Origin of the sequence: Weissella viridescens (assembly GCF_003862435.1) — a bacterium.
Classification (GTDB): domain Bacteria; phylum Bacillota; class Bacilli; order Lactobacillales; family Lactobacillaceae; genus Weissella; species Weissella viridescens_A.
In genome coordinates, this window is the sequence record NZ_RHGY01000001.1 from 94,881 (window position 1) to 120,259 (window position 25,379).

At 42.8% G+C, this 25,379-nt stretch carries 22 protein-coding genes and 4 tRNA genes; 25 read left to right on the forward strand and 1 reads right to left on the reverse strand.

Going from position 1 to position 25,379, the window contains the following annotated elements; genetic code table 11:
- Positions 1-20 precede the first annotated feature (20 nt).
- Complete coding sequence (locus D3P96_RS00460; protein WP_244919042.1) at positions 21-1,244, forward strand: MDR family MFS transporter; 1,224 nt, start codon at positions 21-23, stop codon at positions 1,242-1,244.
- A gap of 59 nt (positions 1,245-1,303) precedes the next feature.
- Here the strand turns inward: D3P96_RS00460 and D3P96_RS00465 are convergent, their stop codons facing one another.
- Positions 1,304-2,803, reverse strand: coding sequence for a peptide MFS transporter (locus D3P96_RS00465; RefSeq protein ID WP_124942474.1), 1,500 nt, complete (start codon positions 2,801-2,803; stop codon positions 1,304-1,306).
- A gap of 144 nt (positions 2,804-2,947) precedes the next feature.
- On the opposite strand from D3P96_RS00465, the gene D3P96_RS00470 reads away from it, so the two are divergent.
- From D3P96_RS00470 to adhE, 24 genes are all read left to right on the forward strand, one after another.
- Positions 2,948-3,760: a metallophosphoesterase gene (locus D3P96_RS00470; RefSeq protein ID WP_124942475.1), complete on the forward strand. Its 813-nt coding sequence runs from the start codon at positions 2,948-2,950 to the stop codon at positions 3,758-3,760.
- Positions 3,761-3,827: 67 nt separating this feature from the next.
- Positions 3,828-3,910: transfer RNA gene (locus D3P96_RS00475), tRNA-Tyr, on the forward strand.
- A gap of 10 nt (positions 3,911-3,920) precedes the next feature.
- Positions 3,921-3,992: transfer RNA gene (locus D3P96_RS00480), tRNA-Gln, on the forward strand.
- Between the two features lie 131 nt (positions 3,993-4,123).
- On the forward strand, positions 4,124-4,669 hold the full coding sequence (locus D3P96_RS00485; RefSeq protein ID WP_185696034.1) for a PadR family transcriptional regulator: 546 nt from the start codon (positions 4,124-4,126) through the stop codon (positions 4,667-4,669).
- 5 nt (positions 4,670-4,674) lie between these two features.
- The gene (locus tag D3P96_RS00490) at positions 4,675-6,231 is read left to right on the forward strand and encodes an MFS transporter (RefSeq protein WP_124942477.1); all 1,557 of its coding nucleotides are present in this window, start codon (positions 4,675-4,677) and stop codon (positions 6,229-6,231) included.
- Positions 6,232-6,283: 52 nt separating this feature from the next.
- Positions 6,284-6,366: transfer RNA gene (locus D3P96_RS00495), tRNA-Tyr, on the forward strand.
- An 8-nt stretch (positions 6,367-6,374) separates the two neighbouring features.
- A tRNA-Gln gene (locus D3P96_RS00500) sits at positions 6,375-6,446 on the forward strand.
- Between the two features lie 79 nt (positions 6,447-6,525).
- A complete protein-coding gene (locus D3P96_RS00505; RefSeq protein ID WP_124942478.1) occupies positions 6,526-7,272 on the forward strand; it encodes a DUF975 family protein in 747 nt (248 codons plus the stop codon).
- A gap of 49 nt (positions 7,273-7,321) precedes the next feature.
- Complete coding sequence (locus tag D3P96_RS00510) at positions 7,322-8,122, forward strand: hypothetical protein (protein WP_124942479.1); 801 nt, start codon at positions 7,322-7,324, stop codon at positions 8,120-8,122.
- Positions 8,112-8,555, forward strand: a complete 444-nt coding sequence (locus D3P96_RS00515; RefSeq protein WP_124942480.1) for a SprT family protein — start codon at positions 8,112-8,114, stop codon at positions 8,553-8,555. The genes D3P96_RS00510 and D3P96_RS00515 overlap by 11 nt, the downstream gene beginning before the upstream one ends.
- Before the next feature lie 59 nt (positions 8,556-8,614).
- Positions 8,615-9,091, forward strand: coding sequence for a MarR family winged helix-turn-helix transcriptional regulator (locus tag D3P96_RS00520; protein ID WP_124942481.1), 477 nt, complete (start codon positions 8,615-8,617; stop codon positions 9,089-9,091).
- Complete coding sequence (locus tag D3P96_RS00525) at positions 9,075-9,980, forward strand: metal ABC transporter solute-binding protein, Zn/Mn family (RefSeq protein ID WP_185696035.1); 906 nt, start codon at positions 9,075-9,077, stop codon at positions 9,978-9,980. Before D3P96_RS00520 ends, D3P96_RS00525 begins: the two co-directional genes overlap by 17 nt.
- The gene (locus D3P96_RS00530; protein ID WP_124942483.1) at positions 9,981-10,670 is read left to right on the forward strand and encodes a metal ABC transporter ATP-binding protein; all 690 of its coding nucleotides are present in this window, start codon (positions 9,981-9,983) and stop codon (positions 10,668-10,670) included.
- The gene (locus tag D3P96_RS00535; RefSeq protein ID WP_124942484.1) at positions 10,663-11,448 is read left to right on the forward strand and encodes a metal ABC transporter permease; all 786 of its coding nucleotides are present in this window, start codon (positions 10,663-10,665) and stop codon (positions 11,446-11,448) included. The genes D3P96_RS00530 and D3P96_RS00535 overlap by 8 nt, the downstream gene beginning before the upstream one ends.
- A gap of 110 nt (positions 11,449-11,558) precedes the next feature.
- Positions 11,559-13,190: an ABC-F family ATP-binding cassette domain-containing protein gene (locus D3P96_RS00540; RefSeq protein WP_124942485.1), complete on the forward strand. Its 1,632-nt coding sequence runs from the start codon at positions 11,559-11,561 to the stop codon at positions 13,188-13,190.
- Between the two features lie 96 nt (positions 13,191-13,286).
- Positions 13,287-13,778, forward strand: a complete 492-nt coding sequence (locus tag D3P96_RS00545) for an aminoacyl-tRNA deacylase (protein WP_124942486.1) — start codon at positions 13,287-13,289, stop codon at positions 13,776-13,778.
- Positions 13,778-14,299: a hypothetical protein gene (locus tag D3P96_RS00550; RefSeq protein WP_185696036.1), complete on the forward strand. Its 522-nt coding sequence runs from the start codon at positions 13,778-13,780 to the stop codon at positions 14,297-14,299. The genes D3P96_RS00545 and D3P96_RS00550 overlap by 1 nt, the downstream gene beginning before the upstream one ends.
- 205 nt (positions 14,300-14,504) lie before the next feature.
- Complete coding sequence (locus tag D3P96_RS00555) at positions 14,505-15,176, forward strand: HD domain-containing protein (RefSeq protein WP_124942488.1); 672 nt, start codon at positions 14,505-14,507, stop codon at positions 15,174-15,176.
- 85 nt (positions 15,177-15,261) lie between these two features.
- Positions 15,262-15,993 (forward strand): GntR family transcriptional regulator, encoded by a 732-nt coding sequence (locus D3P96_RS00560; protein ID WP_124942489.1) that lies wholly within the window; start codon positions 15,262-15,264, stop codon positions 15,991-15,993.
- Positions 15,994-16,155: 162 nt separating this feature from the next.
- Positions 16,156-18,609 (forward strand): phosphoketolase family protein, encoded by a 2,454-nt coding sequence (locus D3P96_RS00565; RefSeq protein WP_124942490.1) that lies wholly within the window; start codon positions 16,156-16,158, stop codon positions 18,607-18,609.
- A gap of 137 nt (positions 18,610-18,746) precedes the next feature.
- Entirely contained in the window at positions 18,747-19,559 is an 813-nt protein-coding gene (gene thiD, locus D3P96_RS00570; RefSeq protein ID WP_124942491.1) for a bifunctional hydroxymethylpyrimidine kinase/phosphomethylpyrimidine kinase, read from the forward strand.
- Between the two features lie 56 nt (positions 19,560-19,615).
- Positions 19,616-20,335: a DUF4811 domain-containing protein gene (locus tag D3P96_RS00575; RefSeq protein WP_124942492.1), complete on the forward strand. Its 720-nt coding sequence runs from the start codon at positions 19,616-19,618 to the stop codon at positions 20,333-20,335.
- 99 nt (positions 20,336-20,434) lie between these two features.
- On the forward strand, positions 20,435-22,333 hold the full coding sequence (locus tag D3P96_RS00580) for a M13 family metallopeptidase (RefSeq protein WP_124942493.1): 1,899 nt from the start codon (positions 20,435-20,437) through the stop codon (positions 22,331-22,333).
- 289 nt (positions 22,334-22,622) lie between these two features.
- Positions 22,623-25,319: a bifunctional acetaldehyde-CoA/alcohol dehydrogenase gene (gene adhE / locus D3P96_RS00585; protein ID WP_124942494.1), complete on the forward strand. Its 2,697-nt coding sequence runs from the start codon at positions 22,623-22,625 to the stop codon at positions 25,317-25,319.
- Positions 25,320-25,379 lie beyond the last annotated feature (60 nt).

The following is a 25,379-nucleotide window of genomic DNA, read 5'->3' on the forward strand; positions in this document are numbered from 1 at the left end:
AATAATTGCTAGGAGGTGGGATGATGCGAGAATTTATGGCATTGGATCGGAACTTGAAGTTGCGAGCCTTGACGGTTTTTCTAACCGTGCTTTTGGGAAGCTCAATTGGGCCAAATATGACGATTTACTATGTGCAACATTTTGGTTCATTTTGGACTGGGGTATTGCTCATGGCGGTTTCGGTCGCTGGTTTGATTTTCGGGTTGTATGGGGGACATATTGCCGATGTGATTGGACGTAAACGAACGATTGAATATGGACAAATAGCCATGGTAGTCGGGTACGCCATTGCGATGGTGAACAATTCACCGTGGTTGGTGAACCCTTATGTGACCTTCATTGGTTTCTTATTAGCGATGATTGGCTCGTCTTTGGCGGATCCCGCTGAACAAGCCATGATGATTGACTCATCCACTCCTCAAAATCGACGTTTTGTCTTCGCATTGATTTATTGGATTCTAAATATTGGTGTCATGATTGGTGCTGCGATTGGGGGTTGGTTCTTCCGCGATTATTTGTTTGAATTACTCTTATTCATGACGATTGTGCCAATCATTAATTACTGCATTGTTCGTTTCGGGATGACTGAGACATTGGAACGCAGTGAACATGAACAAACAACATCAATTTTGAGCGCTTTAAAGGGCTACTGGGCCGTCTTAAAAGATCGTCGATATTTGACCTTTGCTATGGCTTCAGTGCTCGCTTCGGTGGTTTATTTGCAACCTGACTACTATCTAGCGGCGCACCTGTCACAATCATTCCATGAATATCATTTATTTGGGATGGATATCTACGGACAGCGGATGTTGTCATTGATGTTGGTCTTTAACACTGTGATTATTATTTTTGTCATGGGTTGGGTCACGCGTGCAACTGAAAAGTGGTATTTGGTTCGGGCTTTTGCAATTGGGGTTTTGCTCCAAGGGGGTGGGTTTGCGCTTTCATTCCTAATGCAAGACTTCTGGCCATTGATTATCGCAACCATTATCTTCACAACTGGAGAAATGATCGGGGTGCCAGCAAGTCAAACATTGCGTGCGGATATGATGGATCCGGCTAAGATTGGCGCTTATTCTGGAGTCTTCTCAGTGACGCGTCCGATTGGGGCTGTGATTGCCAGTGGCTTCGTGTCATTATCAGCCGTCGTTAATAACTGGGGCATTGCCGCGTTGTTGATGTTGGTCGTATTCTTGGCCATTTATTTGGTGGCACGCGCTGCCAAAATGCCAGCGCCATTTTAATTAAACACAAACAAAAAATGCTTAGCACACAATGTGCTAAGCATTTTTTTGATCAGCGTCTACCTGACGCCGGCCATGAGTTTATTAATTCTTGGTACTAAGAAGACCAATACAACCCCTAGAGCGACTGAAGCAGCTCCGAATAGGAAGAAGTAGCTGACTTCGTTGGCTGGGTTGTATAAACGAACTAATTGTGCGTTTAAGGCAGATCCAGCTGATGAAGACAAGAACCACATTGACATCATTTGTGACATGAAGGCGTGTGGTGCTAACTTTGTTGTAACGGATAGACCAACTGGTGAAATCAACATTTCACCAATAATAACAAGGGCCCATGAACCAACAAGCCAAAGTGGAGAAACCTTCATACCAGTTCCCCAAATTGCTCCAGGTACGGCCATCAACAAGAATGATGCTCCGGCGAACATAAGTCCAACCGCGAATTTCATTGGTGCTGATGGTTGGCGCTTACCCCAAGCTGTCCACAACCATGCAAAGAATGGTGTATAAAGCATGATGAACAGTGGGTTCATTGATTGGAACATGGCTGGCTTAAACCATGATAACCATGATGGTAAATCAGCATAGTTAACACGATCAGCCGCAAATGTTGCCAAGACGATTGAACCTTGTTCTTCGATTGCCCAGAATAGCACAGCGGCTAAGAACAAAGGAATGTAGGCAAACACACGAGAACGTTCCAAGGCAGTAACCTTTGGACTCGTTGACATGATAACAAAATAAGTAATTGGTAATAGAATCGCGACAACGGTTAGTAAGTTAATGTAATCGTTGATGCTGTTCCAACCCATCAAGTTCATCAAGATGATAACCAAAGCTAATGCAACAACGGCATATCCAACTTTGAAAATCAAAGGACGAACTTCTTCAGGTTGCAAAGGATCAGGAGCATAAAGTGAATTCTCTGAAAGATCCTTTTGACCGAAGTGGAATTGGATTAATCCAAATAGCATACCAACGGCAGCTAATGAGAATCCAGCGTGGAAACCAAAGCTTTGTTGCGTCCAACCAACTAGGATTGGGGCAAGGAATGAACCAACGTTAATTCCAAACACAAAGATTGAGAAACCAGAGTCACGGCGTGGATCATCTTGCTTATATAATGAACCAACCATTGAAGAAACGTTAGGCTTTAGCAACCCAGTTCCCAAAACAATCAAGGCCATGGCACTAAACAATGCAATTGTGGCACCAGGTAGGGCAAGGACGATATGACCAATCATGATCAAAACTCCACCCCAGAACACGGTGCGACGTTCACCCATGATACGATCGGCGATGAAACCACCAAGCGTTCCAGCTAAGTAAACCATTGAAACGTAAATGGCCATAATTGAAGCCCCGGTTGCACGATCAACGTGTAATTGCCCGGCTGAAATTAAGTACCAGATATAGAACAACAGGATCGCCTTCATACCGTAAAAGCTAAAACGCTCCCACATTTCGGTCATGAAGAGCGTCCGCAAGCCACGTGGTTGACCAAAGAAAGCTGTATCTTTCTTCTGGTCTGCCAGGGCCTTTTTATCAGCAGAATCCATGATATAGACATCTCCAAACGATTAAATTTTATTTGCGTCCCTTTCCAAATTGGGTTCACACAATTATCAATTTTAAAGGATAAAACTAGAAACTACAAGAATAAAGTGTTATGTTAAAGTATTATATTTTAAGGGAGCGCACGCATGGTCAGAATAGCAGCAAGTAGTGACAATCATCTTGATATCAATCGTGTTGATGTTGATCAGGTTATTCAGGCGGAAGCACAGGCATTGACGGAATTACATATAGATTACTATTTGATTGTCGGGGATGTGTCAAATCGTTTTAATCGAACGTTGAACTATGTGGATCAACTACAGGCTGCACTTCCTGCAACGCAAGTATTCTTTGTCGCGGGGAATCATGACATGAGTCATGATATTTCGGAGAATGAATTAGAGACTTTGAAACATCCCAATTACCTACATAATCAATATGTAGATTTGCCAAACATGGATTGGCGCATCATTGGTTTAAATGGCTGGTACGATTATGGCTTCGCACCTGATTTACCAGAATCAGAAGCGGCTGGTTTTCACTTTGGTCGTTTCTATGATCGCATCATTGACCAAAATGAAAGTGACCTACAACGTTATCAACGGGCCTATGAGCAATTAACGCAGCAGTTAACTGCAGGTGCCACGGCCCACAAGCGAATGATTGTGATGACGCATTTTGTCCCGATTAGTGATGATTTATTACCAAATACAGCCAAGCCACGTGAGCTCGTGAATGCCATGTTGGGCTCACCTCGGACGGGAATGGTACTTGAACAAGTGCCGGGCGTGCGCCATGTGGTCTTTGGGCATGCCCATGTTACAGCCCCGATGCGTCAACATGGTCTAGTGCAATATGACAATGTGAGTTTGGGTGTTCGTCGGCGCAATGACTGGCCTGAAGCCACCTTTATGTCGAGTTGGAAAAAAAGATTGAAAATTTTAGAGGTAAATGCTTGACGATGTTTAGAAATTCCTGTATATTATAAATCTGTTGAGGCGCAACGTTGTTGCGAGTAGACGTCATGGGGGTTTAGCGAAGTCTGGTTAAACGCGATGGACTGTAAATCCATTCCTTCGGGTTCATAGGTTCGAATCCTATAGCCCCCATTTTTATTATTGGGATATGGCCAAGCGGTAAGGCATCGGTTTTTGGTACCGTGTATCGTTGGTTCGAATCCAACTATCCCAGCTATATAAAGCGATGAACATTTCGGTGTTTGTCGCTTTTTTGTTGTCTAAAAAATTTATGGTTGACAATAGGTCTGAACGACCTATAATTATCTTTTGTCGGATAGGTCAAGCCGACACATGGAGGTCGGCATGTACGATTTATTGATTTTAGGAATGTTAATGGCGCATGACTATTCTGGTTACAAACTAGGACATGTGCTGGGTGAGGTTTTGGTGCCACGCCGTAAGTTATCGAATGGGGTGATTTACCCGTTGTTGGATCGTTTGGAGCAAGAAGGGTATATTACCTCAGCTGAGTGCGAAATCAATGGACGCCGCACGAAGATGATGCATATCACAGATGCTGGACGGAATCGCTTTTATGAACTCATGGCACAGCCCGTTGCAGAAGACGCTAAACGCGCAGATGTTTATCGTTTTAAGTTTCGCGGATTTGGACAAATTGGGCCCGATGAGCAACAGCAAATTTTAGATGATTATTGTCATTCCATACAAAATGATCTTGATCACTATCGCCACGCCCAAACCAAAATGGTACGCGAGGCAGAAAAGTATCCTGAACAACAGGCGCATTATCAGTGGGCCGGCAACACCATCGCATTACAAATTGATATGTGTGAAGCCCAACTCGCTTGGGCGAACGCACAATTAGCAGCAATTCAAACAGAGGAGTAGTTTAAATGTCAGAAACAAAATCAGGTAGTGGTAAGAATAAATGGATTGCCTTGATTGCCATGTCTTTGGGTGTCTTTATGGCACTATTGGACGTGACCGTCGTCAACGTGGCGTTGCCAACCATGGCTGTGGATTTCAAAACCACGTTTAGTAACTTACAATGGGTCTTGAATGCTTATACCATTGTCTTTGCCTCAATCTTATTGATTGTGTCAAAGTTAGGGGACATGTACGGACGTAAGAAAATTTTCATGATTAGTATGGTGATTTTCGTAGTGGCCTCAGCAATTAATGGAATGGCAACATCATTGCCAATCCTAATTGCTGGACGTGCGCTCCAAGCGATTGGTGGAGCTGGATTGAATTCTCTTTCAATGGCCTTGGTGGCTTCGAACTTTGAAGGAAAGTCACGTGGAACTGGAATGGGGATTCTGGGTTCCGTGATTGGTCTTTCAACGGCTTCTGGTCCACTTGTAGGTGGTTATTTGGTTGAAACGTTCGGTTGGCCTTCAATTTTCTTTGTGAACGTACCAATCGGGATTATTGCGTTTGTTTTGTCTTGGAAGTACGTTAAGGAAACGCCAAGTTATGGTAAGGGTCAAAAGATTGATTTCCTTGGTATGTTGCTTTCAGGAGCAGGATTATTTACATTAGTGTATGGCTTGATTGAAAAGGAACAACACTTTAGCTGGGCCTGGACTGATCCACGCGTAATGGGTTGGCTATTGGCTGGTGTCGTGTTATTGATTGTCTTTATTCTTGTGGAATTGAAGTCAAAGCATCCAATGATGAATTTGAAGTTATTCAAGCATGTGAACCTGGTGGGGGCAATTTTCGTTGCCTTTGCCTTGGGTGCGGGTGTGTATGCGATTAACGCTTATCTAACAACGATGATGCAAAATTACATGGGTTATAGCGCCTTTAGTACTGGTGTCCACCAATTAGTCATGTCAATTTGGGCGCTACTCCTCGGACCAATTACAGGTCGATTAGGAAACCGTTTCTCAAAGCGTTGGATGATTGCTGGCTTCTTGGGTCTTGGGGTTGTCGCTTACTTGGTATTGGCTGTGATGATTACACCAAACATTACCTTTAATGAATTGGTTCCGGGGCTAGTCTTGCTTGGTATTTCAAATGCGATGGTTAATCCATTGGTTAACAACGCTGGTTTGGAAGGCATCGAACCTTCTGAAACGGGAATGGCATCTGGAATTATGAACGTCTTCCGTCAATTCGGTGTGACAGTTGGAATCGTGATGCTTGGTTTGACCCAATCAAACAAGTATGAAGATTATGTTAATGGTCACTGGGCTGGCTTACATTTGCCAGCACAAATGTCTGAGGGGTTGCACCATGCCTTTACGAGTGCTGGTCCATTTGCAGGTCATACGATTGCGTACAACAACAGGTTGGCCAGCTTGCCGCAAATTGGACAATTGCGTAGTATGATTTTGAATGCTTATAATCACAGTATGATCGCAATCTTCATTGCAGCAGCGATTGTCATGGCAATCGGAGCTGTTGCAGCTGGATTATTGATGCGTGATCCAAAAGAAAATTAAAAAAAAGGTTGCAAACATTTAGCCAACTTGTTATTATATAAAAGTTGGTTATGGGGGTTTAGCGAAGTCTGGTTAAACGCGATGGACTGTAAATCCATTCCTTCGGGTTCATAGGTTCGAATCCTATAGCCCCCATTTATTATTGGGATATGGCCAAGCGGTAAGGCATCGGTTTTTGGTACCGTGTATCGTTGGTTCGAATCCAACTATCCCAGTAAGAAAAAGGTCGGTGAGCGATTTCGCTTGCCGGCCTTTTGTTATAATTAAAAGAAATGTGTACAGAAAGGAATCCTGATGCAAAGCAATCGACAAATTAAAGCGAACGCGCGCCACCAAATTATTGGTGACTTTAGTCAATTCCAAGTCGCCCTATCATTAGGCTTTGGACTTATCGTCTGGCAATTTATCTTTAGTCTAATCAATTCACGTAGTGCCCAATATCAAGATTTGATGCGGATGAGCATGAAGACTTTTAGCGGTCAATCAGTACCATCAGATATTTATATGCAACATATTCAAAGTGCGATGCCTGGCTTGATGGGATCAGCGTTCATTGATGCCATTATTAGCGGGATGCTAGCCATTGGTACTAGCTGGGCGTTTGTGATGTGGCAATTGACGAAAAAGCAACCGGAAGCTCCTTTCCGCACAAGTTTACGCTTCTTTGGGCGAACAACTTTGAAGGACAGCGTCATTTTGATGGCGGTGCGTTCAGTCCTCGTCTTTATCGGTTATATGTTCTTCGTGATTCCAGGAATTGTGATGTCATTGAGTTTTGCAATGGCGCCGTTTATCTATGCGGCTGATGTGCAAACAAAACGTCCTGTTCAAGGCACGATTTACTACTTGCGGGCATCAAATGCAATGATGCGTGGTTATCGCATGCAATTGTTGTTCTTAAACATTAGCTTTATCGGATGGATGTTAGCCAATGCACTAACAAGTGGCTTAGCCAGCATCTATGTCGTACCATATTACCAGTCAACTTTGGCTCAGTTCTATGTGGCACGTCAGTTAGATATCGAAAAAAATATGTCATAAACTAGAAAACCGATGCCATTCATCGGTTTTTTATTTGAGGTAAATAATCATGCAAAAAAAGCAAAACTTTGAAAGACTCCGGGTTGGGCGTGATGGCGATGCCTGGCGACGTGAAGCACCAGATGTCTTGGATTTACATGCCCCCATCTTCGAACCCATTGCGGTTAAGGATCCACAAGCTGAAATGGCGGTTCATTTTTCGGAGCGAACGGAACGTGTTCCACGTGAAACATGGTATCGGTTGCTTTTACAAGAATGCCAAAAGGTAACGCAACCAGATATGCGTATCCGCAGCATTGTGCTGGATCGGCGCAATGCCATGCACATTTTATTTGTGATGCCCGACGTCTCGGCAATGCAAGTATTGACGGTTTTCGTAGGTGACACTGCGCCGCGCCTTAAACGGCATCAAATGTGGACGGGTTATTACGCGTCTATCAGAGATGTTTTGAAAGTGGTTCGCCAGTACTTGAGTAATCAACGCTATCAATCGTTCTCTTTTGCAATGTACAGTTATTTGCGCTTAAATCAGCAAGGAATCCTCCCTAGCATTCAAGCACAGCAACACCACTATTATGTTGAGACTACCGGAGACCCAATTGGTGCGGACGAAACGCATATCTTACAGGTGCTACAGGGATATGATTTATTGCATATGACTTCTAATGGGCTTGAAATTACAGCCTTAGGGATTAGCGCTTTGAATTTTTTCGCGCGCTTTTATGAACGAGAATTCACGCAACGCTGGCAAACAGGGGCAGTAGAATTTACGTTATCAAATCAATCAATCAAATCAACGCAACGTAAAGAAGTGCAACTAGCGCGGGAGGTGGTTAAAAATGACAGATGAGGAACTCCAAAGTTTGGTCGAACAAATTTCGCTAAGTGATTTTGAACGACCTTTCGCACATCGCGCAATTTTTAATCGACGATTACGGTCGACGGGTGGGCGCTACTTATTGGCGACACACAATATTGAGATTAACCTTAAGATGTTAACAGACTTTGATGACGAGACATTACGTGGCGTGATTCAACATGAATTAATTCATTATCACATGCACACACAAGGCTTGCCACATCAACACCGTGATCGCGCTTTTAAAGAGGAATTGGCACGCACTGGGGCATTACGCTTTGCGCCAGCGAAACCAGAAACTGCCAAATGGCACTATCAATGTGCCAACGGGCATGATATTTATCGTAACCGGCGCATGAATGTAAATCGTTATGTTTGTGGGAAATGTCGCGCACGTTTAAAATTAATGAACCAAAATGGTTGACTAACTAATTGTTAGCGTGATATATTTTACTGGTTAATTAACCGGTAAAGGAGTTTTCGATGACAGTTACAGAAAATGCAGCACAAGTAGATGATTTTTTGAATCAGATTTTATTGCTTGCTGAAAATCAACGCGAAATCCTCTTGGGATTTGCACATAAACAAACCATTACCTTAACACAGGGCCATCTTTTGATGATTTTGGCACAAAAAGGACCGCAAACAAATGGGGAGTTGGCACAAGCTTTAGCAGTATCGCCAGCTGCGGTCACTAAGGCGATGAAGATTTTGCAAAATGAACAAAATCCCATGGTGACGTTAATGCCAGATCCAGATGATGGGCGGATTAATCGTTGGGCGTTAACTGATGCTGGACGAACGATGGCGACTGAACATGCGGACGAGCATCAGACGACACAAAGCGAATATGTTTCTGTTTTGAATCACTTTACCGATGATGAACAAGCCGTCATTTCGCGTTTCTTAACGGCGATGACAGACAAGTTAACGGGGGTTAATGATGCGCAGTCAACTTAATAAAATTCTTTTATCTTTTACGGGAGCTTTGGTTTTATTTTTAATCGGGCTCGTGATTTATACCGGATTACAGCAGAATAAGAGTACTGATTTAGGGAATAGTCCCATCCGGGTAGTTAGTAGCTTGAATAGTTATGGTGAAATGGCCGAAGCGGTGTTGGGGAATCAGGGTGAAGTGAAAAGTGTCATGACGAACCCGGATGTTGACCCACATGACTTTGAGCCAACGGCAAATACCGCAAAGTTGTATCAACGCGCGACAGTGACCATCTCTAATGGTGGCGGCTATGATACGTGGAGTGAGCGCTTCACGAAAGCTAACAAAGACGCCAAGGCGATTAACGTAGGTCAAATGTATCATTATCAAGAAGGTCAGAATGAGCATTTTTGGTATCAACCTGATGTTGTAAATCGGGTGACGAATGCCTTAGTTGAAACATACAGTACCATCAAACCTGACCAACGGGCCTACTTTGAACAAAATGCCAAAAATTACCAAAATAAAATGAAGAAGGTGGATCACCTTCGGACGCAATTAAAGCAGCAGATGGCTGGTAAAGGGGTTTTGGCAACAGAACCAGTTTTTGATCCAGAGCTAGAAGCTGTAGGAGCGAAGCGTTTAGATACGGCTTTTGCCCAAGCGATTGATGAAGGAAATGATCCAACACCAGCAGCGATGTCAGAATGGCAGGGCAAGTTAAAGGATCATGAAGCGGTGGCGGTGATTGATAACACGCAATCATCAAGTAAGTTAGTGAAGCAGGCTTTGCAAGAAGCCAAGGCAGCAGGGGTACCGATTGTACCGGTAACCGAATCAATGCCTAAAAACACTTCGTATATTGATTGGCAATATAATCAACTAAAGAGTCTGCAAAAGGCGGTGCAATAAATGGTAGTTCTTGAAGGAAAAAATATTGGAATTAGATTTGGTAAGCGCTGGTTATACCGACATGTGGATTTTGAATTGAAGTCACAACACGTGTTGGCGGTCATTGGTGATAATGGGGTTGGAAAGACCACGTTAATTCGTGCCATTTTAGAGCAACAAAAGTTAACAGAAGGGGAACTGATTTGGCCGAACAAGAAGCCGGTGATTCGCTATGTTCCCCAAGAACGTCCGGATGCCCAAGATTTTCCGTTACGCATTTCTGAATTTGTGAGTTTGAGTTTTGACCAGGGGATTCGGCCTTGGATGACGAAGGCAGAAAAAGCACAAATTCAACATATTTTGGAAGACACGCACTTGGTTGAATTGGCTGATCAACGGATTGACCAAGCTTCGGGTGGGGAACGGCAACGGTCTTACTTGGCGCAAGCGCTGTTGGTGGATCCGGGTCTCTTGATTTTGGATGAAGCAACCGCAAATTTGGATAATATTGCCAAGTATGAATTGATGGACGTCGTGAAGCATTATCGTGATCATCATCATCTTAGTATCATTATGATTAGTCATGATTTGGAAATTATTAAAGAGTACGCCGACGATTATCTCTTGCTCAAGCCTGAGGGTAGTGAGTATGGTGAGGTCAAGGATTTGGACGTGACACAGCTGGAGGTGGGAAATCAAGATCATGCTTAGTTATCCATTTATGCAAAATGCCTTTGTTGTTGGGACGCTAATTGCCATTGTCAGTGGTTTTATTGGGGTCTTTGTGGTGGCACGCCACATGTCGTTTTTAGCCCACACATTAAGTGAAATTGGCTTCGCCGGGGCGTCATTTGGCCTCTTTATGGGCTGGTCGCCGCTAATTGGGATGTTGATTTTTACCATTCTCGCTTCGACGACGATTGGTGAGTTGGGGATGCAAGAAAAGCGTTCTGAATCGTTAATTTCAGCGGTGAGTGCCGTGGCAATTGGACTGGGAATCGCCTTCTTGGCGCTTTCGCAAAAGAATGCCAGCGCTGCGACGAGTATTCTATTCGGTTCGATTTTCAGTATTAGCCATGCGAATGTCGTACAAGTGGTCGTCTTAGCCTTAATTGTTTTGGTTGTCGGTCTTCTGTGCTACCGACCTTTGCGTCACTTTGCCTTTGACTACAACACTGCGATCTTTAGTTTGAAGCACGTGGTGTTGATTGAAGTTTTGTTCTTAGTCTTGATGGCGATGACTGTGGCCATCTCATCCCAAGTTGTGGGATCATTGTTAATCTTTATTTTAATCACTTTGCCGGCTAGTGCAGCGATGCGCTGGGGCCGGACAGTGTGGCAGATGATTGGATTATCAGTTTTGTTTGGTGTTGTCGGTGTCTGGGCGGCATTGGTCTTATCTTATTGGACCAATGTGCCAGTATCGTTCTACATTGCCATCATTGAAGCGGGAATTTATTTTATTTCCTTAATTAAACGCAATGCGTAATTGTTAATGAAATGATACAATGGGCGGACAAATGTTCGTCCATTTTTGATATGATGGAGATTGATTGTATTTAGATATGAATTAACGTAAAAAAGGAAGTAATAAAAAATATGCTAACAGCTTCAAATGTTTCAATAGCTTTCAACGGTAAAAAGCTATACCAAGATGTTAATCTTAAATTTACACCAGGAAACACATACGGAATTATTGGTGCCAATGGGGCCGGTAAGTCAACTTTCCTAAAGATTTTGGAAGGTAAGTTACAACCAACAACTGGAACTGTTTCAATGGATCCAAACGAACGTATGTCATCATTGGTCCAAGATCACTTTGCCTTCGATGATTACACAGTGATGGATACTGTGATGCAAGGATACAAAGAACTTGCGGAAGTGAAGTCTGAAATGGACGCCATTTACGCGAAGCCTGATTTTTCTGATGAAGATGGTATCCGTGCAGGTGAACTTTCAGCGCAATTCGACGACATGAATGGTTGGACAGCTGAATCAGATGCCTCACAACTTTTGCAAAGTGTGGGTATTCCTGAAGAAATGCACCAAACGATGATGAGCGAATTGTCTGAAACGGAAAAGGTTAAGGTTTTGTTGGCCCAAGCTTTGTTCGGTAATCCTGACATTTTGATCTTGGACGAGCCGACTAACGGTTTGGATACCAAGACCATTGCTTGGTTGGAAGACTTCTTGGCTGATTATCCAAATATCGTTATCGTTGTATCCCACGACCGTCACTTCTTGAACACTGTTTCAACAATGACTTTGGATGTGGACTTCGGTAAGATTACAGAATTCGTGGGAAACTATGACTTCTGGAAGGAATCTTCAGAATTGGCATCACGTTTGCAAGCAAACGAAAACGCTAAGAAGGAAGAACAAATCAAAGAATTGCAAGACTTCGTGGCCCGCTTCTCAGCTAACGCCTCAAAGTCAAAGCAAGCCACTGCGCGTAAGAAGCAATTGGAAAAGATTACGTTGGATGACATCCAACCTTCAAGCCGTAAGTACCCATACGTACACTTTGATGTCGCACGTGAAATGGGAAATGACATGGTTAAGGTTGAAAACGTGTCAAAGACGGTTGATGGCGTTAAGTTGCTTGATAATGTGTCATTCACATTGCGTCCAAACGAAAAGACTTTAATCATGGCCGATAACGACGTTGCGACAACTGCAATGTTGGACATCTTAGAAGGTAACATGGAACCTGATGAGGGAACTGTGACTTGGGGTGTGACAACTTCACGTGATTACCTTTCAAAGGACATGGGTAAGAATTTCCCTAAGCCTGATATGCCAATCCTTGATTTCTTACGCGATTTTGCGGGTAAGGACGAAGATGACAACACCTTCTTGCGTGGTTTGCTAGGTCGGATGTTGTTTAAGGGTGAAGATGTTGAAAAGACATTGGATGTCCTATCTGGGGGTGAAAAGGTCCGCGTTATGTTAGCTAAGCTAATGTTGACGAAGCCAAATGTGTTGATTTTGGATGACCCAACGAACCACCTTGACTTGGAATCAATTACATCATTGAATGATGGTTTGATTGATTACAAGGGCGGCTTGATCTTCACATCACATGACCACACGTTCGCTCAAACGATTGCTGACCACATTATTGTGTTGGGTAAGCCTGGTGTCATTGAACGTGCCGAAACGGATTACGATGAATTTATCGCTAACCCTGGCGTGCAAGATGCTTTGAAGGAACAAAATATTCAACTATAACGAAAAGACGGACAATAATGTCCGTCTTTTTTGCTTGTGTTTTTGCCGAAATCATTTAAAAATAGAGATATATTATAAGTGTTAAAGGGGTTCAACATGGCAAAGAAAACAAAAGTGAAAAAAATTTTAGTTGAACAAATTTTAGATAAAGCAAATGTTCCATATGAAACAATTGTGTTTGAAGATGGGATGGATCGACATGCTGATGAGATGGAAAAGTACCATTTGGATGACCATAGCATCTATAAGACATTGGCTCTAACGGGAAATGTCACGGGTCCTGTGATTGGGATTGTACCGATTGACGCACATTTAGACGAGAAGAAGTTAGCTGTTGTTTCAGGAAATAAAAAAGTTTCAATGATTCCAACGAAAGACTTACAGAAGACAACGGGTTATGTGCACGGTGCAAATAATCCAGTCGGCATTTGGCAAAATAAGAAGTTCCCAATTTATATTGACCAATCAGCACAAGATGCTGGAGAATTAACTGTTTCAGCGGGTGAAATCGGCCGTTCAATTCGGATTAATGCTGAAGATTTAGCCAACTTTGTGTCAGGAACCTTTGCTGACTTACAACAAGCATGATGCAAAGTTACTTTACAACCTGGATTGAGTTGTTGTTAATTGTACTCGTCATGCCCTATGTGGGGGCTGCTGTGATTTCGGCAATCACGAAGCGGACGAATCAATTAATTGTGAATCGCTTTGGAAATCAGGCGCAATTTTACTTTAGTTTTTTTGGTATCATTGTCCATGAACTTTCGCATGCCATTATGGCCCTAATCTTTCGGCACAAGATCGATAAAATCAGCCTAGTCCAGAAAGCGGATGTCGAACAGACTTTGGGGTATGTTTCACACGCCTGGAACCCCAAAAGTTTGTATCAACAATTAGGAAACTTCTTCATTGGGATGGGGCCGTTGTTTGGTATCGGATTAGCGGTATGGTTAACGACGTATCTCTGTTGGCCGCAACTATTGACGGCGCTTTTGGTTTTAGATGCAAGCCAATTATGGATGGGTGTTGTGTGGTGGCATTTACTAATTTGGATAATGTTATGTATTCAGTTTTGTTTAGCACTGAATTTGAGTCGGGCTGATTGGTAAAATATTCAGAGTGGTGTTGTGAGTTATATTGTCTTTTTGACGGTGCTTGCAATCCCAATTTGTTTTATCGTGACCGACACGCCCATGCTCTGGCAAAATTTTGGACGTTATATTTTATACTATTTACTAGCCATGTTTGGGCTAAGTTTAGTGATTGACGTCGTGTTTAATTTCATAACGCGAACCAAAGAATGAGGAGGGAATCATGAACAATCAAGAGCAGGCGCAGTTAAAGGCACTCGATGCTTTTATGCGTAAACAATTAGGTCAAGATGAAAGTGGACATGATACAGGACACATTGACCGGGTGGTTCAATTGGCCCAACACCTCCTTGAATCAGAACCAACAGCCGACGCCTTTATTACATTAGCTGCGGCAACATTGCATGATACTTACGATGATAAATTGTTTGCTGACGTTGCTCACGCGAAACAACAAGTTGCGGATAAAATGTCGGAACTTCAAATTGCTGATGAGCGCCAAACGGCCATTTTTCAGATTATTGATAATATGTCTTGGAGTAAACAACGGTTTGGTAACCCTGAACCATTGGATATTTCGGGACAAATCGTGCAAGATGCTGATCGATTAGAGGCGATAGGGATGATTGCGGTTGCCCGTGTGATTCAGTATGGTGTACAAGCCCATCACGCTTTGTACGATCCAAGTATCCCGCCACGTGACCTTAAGACGAAGGCAGATTACCGTAATCCTGCTGGTGAGACGATGATTAATCACTTTGATGAGAAGTTATTCCTGTTAAAAGATTATCTGAACACTGACGAGGGAAAGCGCATTGGGGCCATTCGTGATGCAGCCATGCATCAGTTTGTCGACCAATTTAAGGCCGAATGGGCCGGAACAGATTATGCATAAAATGATAAAGTGGTCCAACCAATCCTTTTGGTTGGACCACTTTTGTGGTATGCTAAACGCAAGTTTACAAGATGGAGAGGGTTGTATGGAACAAGAGGCAATTTACTTACGCGTATTAACCGACTTGAAAAAGCGGATTAATCAACAAGAATTTGCGACATTAAAACTGCCTGACGAACGTTCACTTGCCGTTGCATACGATGTGTCACGGAGTTCAATTAAGCGCGCTTTGAATGTCTTAGCGCAACAAGGCATTATTTTTAAGAAACGTGGGTCAGGAACTTTTGTGAATCCACTATATATGAAAAATCAAACCATGTTTCAATCAACCGGGCATAGCTTGGGCGTTTCGGACTCCTTTAGAATCGACGGGGAAGCGCCAGCAATCGAACTGGTTTCATTTGATAAACAATCAGCCGATAAGGACACACAATTAGCCCTATTTTTAGAAGAGGGTGAAGAGGTATACCATATTAAACGATTGCGTCAATTACAGGGTAAAACATTTATGAGTGAGGATGCTTTAGTACCCGTAAAATTATTGCCCAATTTAACAGAGGCGGATGTGCATGCTTCGTTATTTAAATACGCAGAATTAACAACAAAAAAACCGGTTACCCGATCATTTTTGACGGTATCAGCCGAACCATCAACGCCCCAAGACCAAGCATCCTTAGGCTTAAAACCAACGGAACCAGTCGGTGTGATGGCGGGAATTTATTTTTTGGATGATGGGACGCCATTTGAAGTCGGAACCATGCGAATCCATTATAAATATATGCGATATAATAGTTTTGATAGTTTAGATGGTGAATAGGACTTTGGAACCACAAATGAATCAAATAATTGGACCGTTCCAATTATTTGATTTTTCTTGTATGTCGTATTTAAATCTGTTATCATAATTGTGTTGACTTAGGAGAATTGTCTTCTAAAGTCGTAACTTATTTCTCAAACAATTTATTAAGGAGATATCAAAATGGCAGTAGATTTTGATTCAAAAGAATACCTTGAAAAAGTTGACGCCTGGTGGCGTGCAACCAACTACCTTTCAGCTGGTATGATTTTCTTGAAGAGCAACCCATTGTTCTCAGTTACTAACACACCAATTACTTCTGAAGACGTTAAGGTAAAGCCTATCGGACACTGGGGAACTATCTCAGGTCAAACTTTCCTTTACGCTCACGCAAACCGTTTGATCAACAAGTACGGTTTGAACTTGTTCTACATCGGTGGCCCTGGTCACGGTGGACAAGTTATGGTTACGAACTCATACCTTGATGGTACTTACACTGAAGATTATCCTGAAATTACTCAAGATATCGAAGGTATGTCACGTTTGTTCAAGCGTTTCTCATTCCCCGGTGGAATTGGATCTCACATGACAGCCCAAACTCCAGGTTCATTGCATGAAGGTGGAGAATTAGGTTACTCATTGTCACACGCCGTTGGTGCTGTGTTGGATAACCCTGATCAACTTGGTTTCACTGTTGTTGGTGATGGAGAAGCTGAAACTGGTCCATCAATGACTGCATGGAACGGTATCAAGTTCTTGAACCCAAAGACTGATGGTGCGGTTTTGCCTATTTTGGATCTTAACGGATTCAAGATTTCAAACCCAACTTTGTTTGCACGTATGTCAGACGAAGAAATCTCAAAGTTCTTTGAAGGTTTGGGATGGTCACCTCGTTTCATCGAAAACGATGACATTCATGACTACATGGCTTACCACGAAAAGGCTGCTCAAGTCTTTGACCAAGCTATTGAAGACATCCAAGCAATCCAAAAGGACGCTCGTGAAAACGATCGTTACCAAGACGGTGAAATTGCAGCATGGCCTGTAATTATCGCTCGCTTGCCAAAGGGTTGGGGTGGACCACGTTTCGACGCTAAGGGTAACCCTATCGAAGATTCATTCCGTGCCCACCAAGTGCCACTTCCTTTGTCAGCTGGACACATGGAAACTTTGGACCAATTCGAAGAATGGATGAACTCATACAAGCCTGAAGAATTGTTCAACGCTGATGGTTCATTGAAGTCAGAAATCGCTGAAATTGCACCTAAGGGTGACAAGCGTATTTCAGACAACCCAATCACTAATGGTGGTGCCCCTAAGGGTCAATCATCAAAGGATTTGGATTTGCCAGACTGGAAGAAGTTTGCTAACGAAATTACTGCTGAAAACCGTGGTACTGAATTAGCTGACGGAAACCGTAACATGGACATGAACGTATTGTCAGGATTCTTTGCTGAAGTTGCACGCATGAACCCTACATCATTCCGTATCTTCGGACCTGATGAAACAATGTCAAACCGTCTATGGGACATGTTCAAGATGACTAACCGTCAATGGATGGAACCAACAGAATTCCCTAATGACGAATTCGTTGCTCCTGAAGGACGTATCATCGATTCACAACTTTCAGAACACCAAGCTGAAGGTTGGTTGGAAGCATACACATTGACTGGTCGTGTTGGTGTATTCGCATCATACGAATCATTCCTACGTGTCGTTGACTCAATGATCACACAACACTTCAAGTGGTTGCGTCACGCCTCAGAGCAATCATGGCGTAATGATTACCCATCATTGAACTTGATTTCAACTTCAACTGTATTCCAACAAGATCACAACGGTTACACTCACCAAGATCCAGGTATGTTGACTCACTTGGCCGAAAAGAAGGCAGACTTCATTCGCCAATACTTGCCAGCTGATGGAAACACTTTGTTGGCCGTATTCAGCCGTGCGTTCTCAGAACGTAGCAAGATCAACCACGTTGTTGCATCAAAGCAACCTCGTCAACAATGGTTCTCTGCTGAAGAAGCTGAACTTTTGGCTAACGAAGGTTTGGCAGTTATCGATTGGGCTTCTACTGCCCCACAAGGTAAGGCAGATATCGTATTTGCTTCAGCCGGTGCGGAACCTACTATCGAAACTTTGGCAGCCGTTGACCTTGTTAACCATGCCTTCCCTGAAGTTGCATTGCGCTATGTCAACGTTGTTGAATTGATGCGTTTGCAAGCTAAGAACGGTGCAATGAACGACGAACGTTCATTGTCAGATGACGAGTTCTCAGAATACTTCGGTGAATCTGGAACACCTGTAATCTTCGGATTCCACGGTTACGAAGATTTGATCGAATCATTCTTCTACCAACGTCAACACTTGGGATTGCACCCACATGGTTACCGTGAAGATGGTGATATTACTACGCAATACGACATGCGTGTATACTCAGAATTGGATCGTTTCCACCAAGCTAAGGATGCTGTTGCTACTTTGGCAGCTAACGGCGTTATCAACGAAGAGAAGGCTGGCGCTTTCTTGGAGAAGATGGACGAAATCTTGGCAAAGCACTTCGACGTTACTCGTAACGAAGGTCGTGACATTGAAGAATTCACTGACTGGAAGTGGGAACCATTGGTTTAATCAACCTGCGTTGATTAGCTAATCGTTTTACTAAAAATAAAAGCTAGAAAATATCACTTATTGATGTTTTCTAGCTTTTTTATTTGTCCGAATTAACCTATAATGAGAATAATTAAATCAATAGGAGTGGACACGACATGGTAAATAGCTTTCCTCAAGTGGTAACAATTGCTGGTAACGATAGTGATGGATCAGCAGGTGGTCCTGCCGACTTGCATACATTCTTTGCCCGAGATACGTATGGCATGATGATTTTAACTGCAGCCGTAGCGGGTAATTCATATGGTATTCAAGACCAACGAACAATGCCGTTGGATTTTATTACGCAACAATTTACGAGTATTGCCGACGATTTTGATATTCGTGCAGCTAAAACAGGAATGTTGGCCGATCAAGCAATTATTCATAATGTTGTCGAAAATCTCAAGCGCGTTTCCTTTGGTGATTTGGTCGTTGATCCAGTGATTTCAACCAAGCACGGTGCAACATTGCTCGAAATGGATGCGATTCAAGCCGTGCAAAATGAGTTATTGCCTTTGGCGACCATCACAACGCCAAATATTTATGAGGGTGAGTTACTTGCCGATATGAGTATTGATTCACCTGATGATATGGAAGAAGCGGCACGTAAAATCCAAAGCTTTGGAGCCAAGAATGTTTTGTTAAAGGGCCGTCACGCGGACGCTAAGCAACTTGAAGTGACTGACCTATTGTTACTCGAAAATGGGGAAACACACTGGCTAACGGAACCATATGTGGACACAACGCACATTAACGGTACTGGTGATACTTTGTCATCCGTGATTGTCTCTGAATTAGCGAAGGGACAATCAATTCTCGAAGCTGTTAAATTAGCTAAGACGTTGACTTACCAAGCCATCGCTGAAACGATTGATGTGGGTCACCAATTTGGACCAATTAACATCTGGGCTGCACAAGATAAGGCATAAAGCTTAAAAATTTGATACACTTAGTACTTAAGATAAATTAATGAGGTATTATATCTATGATTGTATTATTAGTACTAGGGATTGTGTTTTTACTTTATGCATTACTCCAATACGTACAACATCACTCAATTCGTTGGATTCCAATTGTAATTGGTGTTGTATTGATTGGCTTGAACACGTGGGGCTTGAAGGTTGACGATCAGGATCATTTGTTTATGACAAAGCGTTCTGATTCAACAACCGAAAAAATTAAGCCAGCGGAAGAATTGGGTTCATACAAGTTCATCACCACTGAAAAGGTTGATGGTGGGAAGCGTTATACCTATGATATGGGGGATAAAACTTACCAGACTTTAGCTGAAGGTACCAAGATGACGCTAAAGACTGGGTCACCAGCAACGTTGAAGACGAACTTGACCACGTACCAAACGGACAATGCCTTTGACCGCTTTATGCGCATGGGACAAAATCAAAAGACAGGTACGAAAACGTCTTATGTGATGACGATTCCAAAGGATTGGCATGTATTAACGACGAGTCAATATCAACAATTGGCAGATTTGAACAAGAATTCGGATAAGACGATTTCGGATGCGGTTGCCAAGCAAGTGAAGGTTGAATTTGCCAAGCAATACAAACAAAATCCAAATTTCTTGAAGAATAAAAAAGCACAAAAGGCTGTACAAGAAAAAGTTGTGCAAACAGAGACACAAAAGTATAACGCAGCGTTGAACGCGCAAATTAGTCAGAAATTGAAAGATTGGCATGTTAAATAAATAAATGAACCAAGCAACTAGTCTGTTGTTTGGTTTTTTATTAGATATTAATGAGAAATGTGCTAAACTGGTACTATTATACAAAAACGAGGTGCTGATATGACTAAAGTTCGTAAGCAAGATGATTTGTACGAAGCTGTCAATGGAGAATGGCAAGCCCAAGCGGTGATTCCTGATGACAAACCCCGTACTGGTGGTTTCAATGATTTGAGTGATGAAATTGAAACGTTGATGTTAGACACAACAGATGAATGGTTAGCAGGCAAGAATGTGCCAAATGATCCCATTTTGCTAAACTTTGTAAAGTACCACAAAATGGCTAGCGATTGGGAAACCCGTGATGCCAAGGGTGCAGCACCAGTGACTGATTTGATTGAGCAATATAAGGCATTGGATTCTTTTGCTGACTACAATGCGCATTTGGTTGAATTGGAACAAGCCGGTTTACCGAATGGTGTGCCTTTTGGCATTGCGCCTGATTTTAAAGATGCCCAAACAAATGTTTTGTGGGCAGATAGCTTTGGCACAATTTTGCCAGATACAACATACTATGCCGATGATCATCCACAAAAGCAGGAATTGTTGGATAAGTGGCGTGAAACGCAAACAGCCCTATTCAAGTCTTTTGATTTCTCAGATGCTGAAATTGATGATATTTTGACGAAGAATTTAGCCTTTGATGCCCGGGTTGCTGCGCATGTCATGAGTAATGAAACGGCATCAGAAGTGACGAACGTTTATCATCCATATTCTTGGGACGAATTTGTAAAGTTAGCAGGACCTTTGGATGTGACGACATTGATTCAAGCACAATTAGGTCAAACACCAACTGACATTATTGTTTCAGAAGACGATTTCTGGAAAAATGCGGACCAATTCTATTCAGAAGAAGCATGGCCATTGTTAAAGGCACATTTGCTTGTTGCGATTGTAAATAGCTTTACGGCTTATCTTTCAAACGACATTCGTTTGTTAGCAGGTGCTTACGGTCGTTATGTCTCTGGTGTGCCCGAGGCTAGTTCACAACGTAAGTCAGCCTATTACCTTGCTGAAGCATTTTATGACCAACCATTGGGATTGTGGTATGCCAATGAAAAGTTCTCACCAGAGGCCAAAGCTGATGTTGAGCAAAAGGTTCAAACGATGATTGAAGTGTATAAGGTTCGCTTGAATTCAGTTGACTGGCTTCAACCTGAGACGAAAGAAAAGGCACAACTCAAGTTAAGTGTCATTAATCCACATATTGGGTACCCTGAAAAGTTGCCTGACCGTTTTGCTAAGCGCATGATTGCCAAAGATGATGATCTTGTTTCGGCAGCACGTCGTTTCCGTGAGCAAGCAACTCAAGAAGCATGGGGTCGTTGGAACCAACCAGTTGATCAATCAGAATGGAGTATGCCTGCAAACATGGTAAACGCCTATTATGATCCACAACAAAATCAAATTGTCTTCCCTGCTGCAATTTTACAAGCACCATTCTATAGTCTAGAACAAACATCATCACAAAATTATGGTGGGATTGGGGCAGTGATTGCGCATGAAATTTCGCACGCCTTTGATACAAATGGGGCTGAGTTTGATGAACATGGTAATTTGAATAATTGGTGGACGGAAGCGGACTTCGCGGCCTTTAAGGAACGCACCCAAAAGGTCGTTGATGAATTTGATGGTCTCGACGTTGAAGGCGTTTCCGTTAATGGTAAGCTAACTGTTTCTGAAAACGTCGCTGATTTAGGTGGTCTTGCTGACGCTCTGCAAGCGGCCCAGTTAGAAGAAGATTACTCCGCTGATGAATTCTTTACGAATTGGGCGCGAATTTGGCGTCAGAAGCGTCGCCCTGAATACGCTAAGATGGTGACTGCAATTGATGTCCATGCGCCAAATAATTATCGTGCAAATGTACCGGTAACTAATTTTGATGAATTCTATACAACTTATGATGTAAAACCAACGGATGGTATGTACCGTGCGCCAAGTGATCGCGTGATTATTTGGTAGGTTTTCTCGCTGAAACACGATTTCTTTACAATAGAAATCGTGTTTTTTTGTCGAGAAAGGTATAGACTGAGTGGTGAACAAGAGTATGCTAAATAGAAGTGTTATGTGATTAAAGTCACATACAGAACGCATGCACCGATATGGAATGGAAAAAGCCAGTTTAAACCGTTTTAAAAGAGATTGAAAAAAACTTCACAAGAACTGTTGACACCACTTTGTGAAATGTTATACTAAGTATTGTTGATAGAGATAAAGAAATAAAACCTACATAAAAGAGGAGATCTTACTGATGGCAGAAGCACCTAAGAATAAGAAAAAAGAATTAACTCCAGAAGAGAAGGCTCAAAAGAAGGCCGACGCCGAGGCGCAAACAGAAGCCTTGGTTGAAAAGGCCCAAGTTGCCTTTAACGAATTCAAGACATTTAGCCAAGAACAAGTCGACAAGATCGTTGCCGCTATGGCATTGGCTGGTTCAGAAAACTCATTGCTTCTTGCTCACGAAGCACACGATGAAACTGGTCGTGGAGTTGTTGAAGATAAGGATACAAAGAACAAGTTCGCTTCAGAATCTGTTTACAACGCTATCCGTAACGACCGTACTGTTGGTGTAATCAGCGAAGACAAGGTTAAGGGACAAGTTAAGGTTGCTGCCCCACTTGGTATTTTGGCTGGTATCGTGCCAACAACTAACCCAACATCAACGACTATTTTCAAGTCAATGATGGCGGCTAAGACACGTAACGTGATTATCTTTGCGTTCCACCCACAAGCACAACAATCATCAGTTCATGCTGCACAAATCGTTTACGATGCAGCCGTTAAGGCTGGTGCCCCAAAGAACTTTATCCAATGGATTGAAAAGCCATCAATTGATGCAACTAACGCATTGATTACAAACCATGGCATTGCTTCAATCTTGGCTACTGGTGGACCTGGAATGGTTAACGCTGCTTTGCACTCAGGTAACCCATCAATGGGTGTTGGTGCTGGTAACGGTGCTGTTTACATTGACGCCACTGCTAACATCGACCGTGCCGTTGAAGATTTGCTTATCTCAAAGCGTTTCGACAACAGTATGATCTGTGCCGCTGAAAACTCAGTTGTTATTGATGCATCAGTTTATGACAAGTTCATGGACCAATTGCAAAAGCAAGGTGGTTACTTGGTACCTAAGAAGGACTACCAAAAGATTGCTGACTACGCTTTCAAGCCAAATGCTGAAGGTTATGGTGTTGCTGGACCTGTTGCCGGACGTCCAGGACCTTGGATTGCTGAACAAGCTGGTGTTAAGGTTCCTGAAGGTAAGGATGTCTTGTTGTTCGAATTGGACAAGAAGAACATCGGTGAAGCTTTGTCATCAGAAAAGTTGAGCCCAATGCTTTCAGTATATAAGGCGGAATCACGTGATGAAGCCATCGAAATTGTACGTTCATTGCTCAACTACCAAGGTGCTGGACACAACGCCGCTATCCAAATTGGGGCGCAAAACGACCCATTCGTTAAGGAATATGCTGACGCCGTTGAAGCATCACGTATCTTGGTTAACCAACCAGATACACTTGGTGGAATCGGAGACGTTTATTCAGATGCTATGCGTCCATCATTGACGCTTGGAACTGGTTCATGGGGGAAGAATTCATTGTCACATAACTTGTCTACAGATGATCTATTGAATGTTAAAACTGTTGCTCGTCGTCGTAACCGTCCACAATGGGTACGTCTACCAGAGAACATTTACTACGAATCAAACGGAATTTCATACTTGCAAGATGTTGAAGGTGTAGAACGTGCCTTCATCGTTGCTGACCCAGGTATGGTACAATTCGGATTCGTTGACGAAGTGCTTGATCAATTAGCATTGCGTGAGAAGCCTGTTAAGACTTCAATCTACGGAACTGTTAAGCCTGATCCAACACTTGGACAAACAATCGAAATTGCTAAGCAAATGGCTGACTTCAAGCCAGATTCAGTTATCCTAATCGGTGGTGGATCAGCGCTTGATGCAGGTAAGATTGCCCGTTACATCTACGAATACTCACAACAACATGAAGGTGTCTTGGATGATCCTGAAGCAATGAAGGAACTCTTCCAAAAGTTGCAACAAAAGTTCATCGATATCCGTAAGCGTATCGTTAAGTTCGAAGAGCAACCATTGACAAAGATGATTGCTATCCCAACAACTTCAGGAACTGGTTCAGAAGTGACGCCATTCGCGGTTATCACTGATGATGAAACTCACGTGAAGTACCCATTGGCTGACTATGCTTTGACACCACAAGCTGCCATTGTTGACCCTGAATTCGTTATGACTGTGCCAAAGCGTACGGTTGCTTACTCAGGTTTGGATTCATTGTCACACGCTTTGGAATCATACGTATCAGTTATGGCTTCAGACTTCACACGTCCATGGGCTTTGCAAGCTATCAAGTTAATCTTTGATAACTTGGTTGAATCATACAACTATGATCCACAACACCCAACTAAGGAAGGTCAAACAGCCCGTGCTAACATGCACTACGCTGCAACATTGGCTGGTATGTCATTCGCCAATGCCTTCTTGGGATTGAACCACGCCATTGCCCACAAGACTGGTGGAGAATTCAACTTGCCTCACGGATTGGCCATCTCAATTGCTATGCCACACGTTATTAAGTTCAACGCGGTTACTGGAAACGTTAAGCGTACACCATTCCCACGTTACGAAACATACCGTGCCCAAAAGGATTACGCCGATATCGCACGTTACATCGGTTTGGAAGGTAAGGATGACGCAGCCCTTGTTGACGCATTGCTAGCAAAGATCAAGGAATTGACTGATGCTTTGGATGTTGATACTACTTTGACTGGAAACGGTGTTTCAAAGAAGGCTGTTGAAGAAAGTGTTGATCGTTTGTCTGACTTGGTTTACGATGACCAAACAATCGGAACAAACCCACGTCAACCATTCTTGGAAGAAATCAAGCAACTATTGTTGGATGAAATCTAAGCAAAATTAAAGTTAAACAAAAGCACTCGGAGTTTCCGGGTGCTTTTTTGTTTTTTAAAA

Coding starts and splice junctions, on each gene's coding strand:
- D3P96_RS00460 (WP_244919042.1), top strand. CDS start 21: ATGATGCGAGAATTTATGGCATTGGATCGGAACTTGAAGTTGCGAGCC.
- D3P96_RS00465 (WP_124942474.1), bottom strand. CDS start 2,803: ATGGATTCTGCTGATAAAAAGGCCCTGGCAGACCAGAAGAAAGATACA.
- D3P96_RS00470 (WP_124942475.1), top strand. CDS start 2,948: ATGGTCAGAATAGCAGCAAGTAGTGACAATCATCTTGATATCAATCGT.
- D3P96_RS00485 (WP_185696034.1), top strand. CDS start 4,124: ATGTACGATTTATTGATTTTAGGAATGTTAATGGCGCATGACTATTCT.
- D3P96_RS00490 (WP_124942477.1), top strand. CDS start 4,675: ATGTCAGAAACAAAATCAGGTAGTGGTAAGAATAAATGGATTGCCTTG.
- D3P96_RS00505 (WP_124942478.1), top strand. CDS start 6,526: ATGCAAAGCAATCGACAAATTAAAGCGAACGCGCGCCACCAAATTATT.
- D3P96_RS00510 (WP_124942479.1), top strand. CDS start 7,322: ATGCAAAAAAAGCAAAACTTTGAAAGACTCCGGGTTGGGCGTGATGGC.
- D3P96_RS00515 (WP_124942480.1), top strand. CDS start 8,112: ATGACAGATGAGGAACTCCAAAGTTTGGTCGAACAAATTTCGCTAAGT.
- D3P96_RS00520 (WP_124942481.1), top strand. CDS start 8,615: ATGACAGTTACAGAAAATGCAGCACAAGTAGATGATTTTTTGAATCAG.
- D3P96_RS00525 (WP_185696035.1), top strand. CDS start 9,075: ATGCGCAGTCAACTTAATAAAATTCTTTTATCTTTTACGGGAGCTTTG.
- D3P96_RS00530 (WP_124942483.1), top strand. CDS start 9,981: ATGGTAGTTCTTGAAGGAAAAAATATTGGAATTAGATTTGGTAAGCGC.
- D3P96_RS00535 (WP_124942484.1), top strand. CDS start 10,663: ATGCTTAGTTATCCATTTATGCAAAATGCCTTTGTTGTTGGGACGCTA.
- D3P96_RS00540 (WP_124942485.1), top strand. CDS start 11,559: ATGCTAACAGCTTCAAATGTTTCAATAGCTTTCAACGGTAAAAAGCTA.
- D3P96_RS00545 (WP_124942486.1), top strand. CDS start 13,287: ATGGCAAAGAAAACAAAAGTGAAAAAAATTTTAGTTGAACAAATTTTA.
- D3P96_RS00550 (WP_185696036.1), top strand. CDS start 13,778: ATGCAAAGTTACTTTACAACCTGGATTGAGTTGTTGTTAATTGTACTC.
- D3P96_RS00555 (WP_124942488.1), top strand. CDS start 14,505: ATGAACAATCAAGAGCAGGCGCAGTTAAAGGCACTCGATGCTTTTATG.
- D3P96_RS00560 (WP_124942489.1), top strand. CDS start 15,262: ATGGAACAAGAGGCAATTTACTTACGCGTATTAACCGACTTGAAAAAG.
- D3P96_RS00565 (WP_124942490.1), top strand. CDS start 16,156: ATGGCAGTAGATTTTGATTCAAAAGAATACCTTGAAAAAGTTGACGCC.
- thiD (WP_124942491.1), top strand. CDS start 18,747: ATGGTAAATAGCTTTCCTCAAGTGGTAACAATTGCTGGTAACGATAGT.
- D3P96_RS00575 (WP_124942492.1), top strand. CDS start 19,616: ATGATTGTATTATTAGTACTAGGGATTGTGTTTTTACTTTATGCATTA.
- D3P96_RS00580 (WP_124942493.1), top strand. CDS start 20,435: ATGACTAAAGTTCGTAAGCAAGATGATTTGTACGAAGCTGTCAATGGA.
- adhE (WP_124942494.1), top strand. CDS start 22,623: ATGGCAGAAGCACCTAAGAATAAGAAAAAAGAATTAACTCCAGAAGAG.